At 63.8% G+C, this 2,056-nt stretch carries 2 protein-coding genes and 1 pseudogene; 2 read left to right on the top strand and 1 reads right to left on the bottom strand.

Features of this window, described 5'->3' with window-relative positions; all coding sequences use genetic code 11:
• Nucleotides 1-197: pseudogene (locus tag ENZ74_RS30345) on the top strand (hypothetical protein); the annotation flags it as partial.
• 3 nt (nucleotides 198-200) lie between these two features.
• On the opposite strand, the gene ENZ74_RS30340 reads toward ENZ74_RS30345, so the two are convergent.
• Nucleotides 201-1,823 (bottom strand): ABC-F family ATP-binding cassette domain-containing protein, encoded by a 1,623-nt coding sequence (locus tag ENZ74_RS30340; RefSeq protein ID WP_013530640.1) that lies wholly within the window; start codon nucleotides 1,821-1,823, stop codon nucleotides 201-203.
• A gap of 25 nt (nucleotides 1,824-1,848) precedes the next feature.
• On the opposite strand from ENZ74_RS30340, the gene ENZ74_RS34795 reads away from it, so the two are divergent.
• Nucleotides 1,849-2,056, top strand: a 208-nt coding sequence (locus ENZ74_RS34795) for a hypothetical protein (protein ID WP_206522366.1), incomplete at its 3' end; no start/stop codon positions are given.

The following is a 2,056-nucleotide window of genomic DNA, read 5'->3' as shown; positions in this document are numbered from 1 at the left end:
GTACCGTGCGCCACATCAAACGTGCGCGGGATGTGACCGGGGTCTACGGTGCGGCGGGCGGTGGCGGCGCGCTTGGCAAAGGGGCTCAGGTGATCGTCATGACCAATGACAAGGGCGCCCAGCTCGAATTGACGGGCAGGCAGGTCGGCCTGCAGGTCAACGCCGACCTCAGCGGCATGAGCATCTCGCTGAGGTAGCCGTTAGCTCCTCAGGCCCGGCGCTTCCTGCCCCGTCCGCTCGACATATTCCGTATAGCCGCCGCCATAGGTGTGGATGCCTTCGGGCGTCAGTTCCAGCACGCGGTTGGAAAGCGCCGCCAGAAAATGCCGGTCGTGCGAGACGAACAGCATGGTGCCCTCATACTGCGAAAGTGCCGTGATCAGCATCTCCTTGGTGGCGATGTCGAGATGGTTGGTCGGCTCGTCCAGCACCAAAAGGTTGGGCGGGTCGAACAGCATCAGCGCCATCACCAGCCGCGCCTTCTCGCCGCCTGACAGCACACGGCATTTCTTCTCGATCTCGTCGCCGGAAAAGCCGAAGCAGCCTGCGAGTGCCCGCAGCGGCGCCTGGCCGGCCTGGGGGAACGCGTCTTCCAGTGTCTGGAACACAGTGCGCTCGCCTTCCAGCACCTCCATGGCGTGCTGGGCGAAATATCCCATCTTGACACTTGGGCCCCGCGCGACCGTGCCGGTATCGGGCTCGGAAGCGCCGGCGACCAGCTTCAGAAGCGTCGATTTGCCGGCGCCGTTGACGCCCATGATGCACCAGCGCTCGCGGCGGCGGACCTGGAAATCGAGCCCCTCATAGATGCTGCGGCTGCCATAGCCCTTGTGGACGTTCTTCAGCGTGACGACATCCTCACCGCAGCGCGGCGCCGGCAGGAAATCGAAGGACACGGTCTGGCGGCGCTTCGGCGGCTCGACGCGGTCGATCTTGTCCAGCTTCTTCACCCGGCTCTGCACCTGCGCGGCATGCGAGGCGCGCGCCTTGAAGCGCTCGATGAAGGCGATCTCCTTGGCCAGCATCGCCTGCTGGCGCTCGAACTGAGCCTGCTGCTGCTTATCGGCGATCGCCCGCTGCTGCTGGTAGAATTCGTAGTTTCCGGAATAGGCGGTCAGCGAACCGGCGTCGATCTCGACCACCTTGTTGACGATGCGGTTCATGAACTCGCGGTCGTGCGAGGTCATCAGCAGCGCGCCATCATAGTTCTTCAGGAAGGATTCCAGCCAGATCAGGCTCTCCAGGTCGAGATGGTTCGACGGCTCGTCGAGCAGCATGGCGTCGGGCCGCATCAACAGGATGCGGGCCAGCGCCACGCGCATCTTCCAGCCGCCGGACAGCTTTCCGACATCGCCGTCCATCATCTCCTGCGAAAAGCCGAGACCGTCCAGCACTTCGCGGGCGCGGCCATCCAGCGCATAACCGTCGAGTTCCTCGAAGCGGTGCTGCGCCTCGCCATATTTTTCGATGATCTCGTCCATCTGGTCGGCCTGCTCGGGATCGGCCATGGCCGCCTCGAGGGCCGCCATTTCGGCCGCGACTTCGCTGACCGGCCCGGCGCCGTTCATCACTTCGGCGACAGCGCTGTGGCCTTCCATGTCGCCGACATCCTGGCTGAAATAGCCGATGGTGACGCCGCGATCGACCTGCACCTGGCCTTCGTCTGGCTGCTCCTGGCCGGTGATCATGCGAAACAGCGTCGTCTTGCCGGCGCCGTTCGGCCCGACGAGGCCGACCTTCTCGCCCTTCTGCAGGGACGCCGACGCTTCGATGAAGACAAGCTGACGGCCGTTCTGCTTGCTGATGCTTTCAAGTCTGATCATGCGGTGTCCGGGGAATTTTGCTTGCGTGAAACGATTTGCCCGGCGCCTTACGCGAAGGATAGCCGCAAAGGAAGAGGCGCAAGCGCCGCACACCGCCGATCTCCCCCTCGTGGGGGAGATTGGCAGCTTCACCGCCAGACACACTCCAGAAACAAGATTCAACATCCGGGAAAAACTCGCGAAAACATCGCCTGTCATAACCACCCTCGCGGCGGTCACGCGGCCTGCGGCAC

Source organism: Mesorhizobium sp. M7A.F.Ca.CA.002.15.2.1, assembly GCF_003998715.1.
Lineage (GTDB): Bacteria > Pseudomonadota > Alphaproteobacteria > Rhizobiales > Rhizobiaceae > Mesorhizobium > Mesorhizobium ciceri.
Note: the sequence above shows the minus strand (reverse complement) of the source record. Positions and strands in the feature narration are given on the sequence as shown.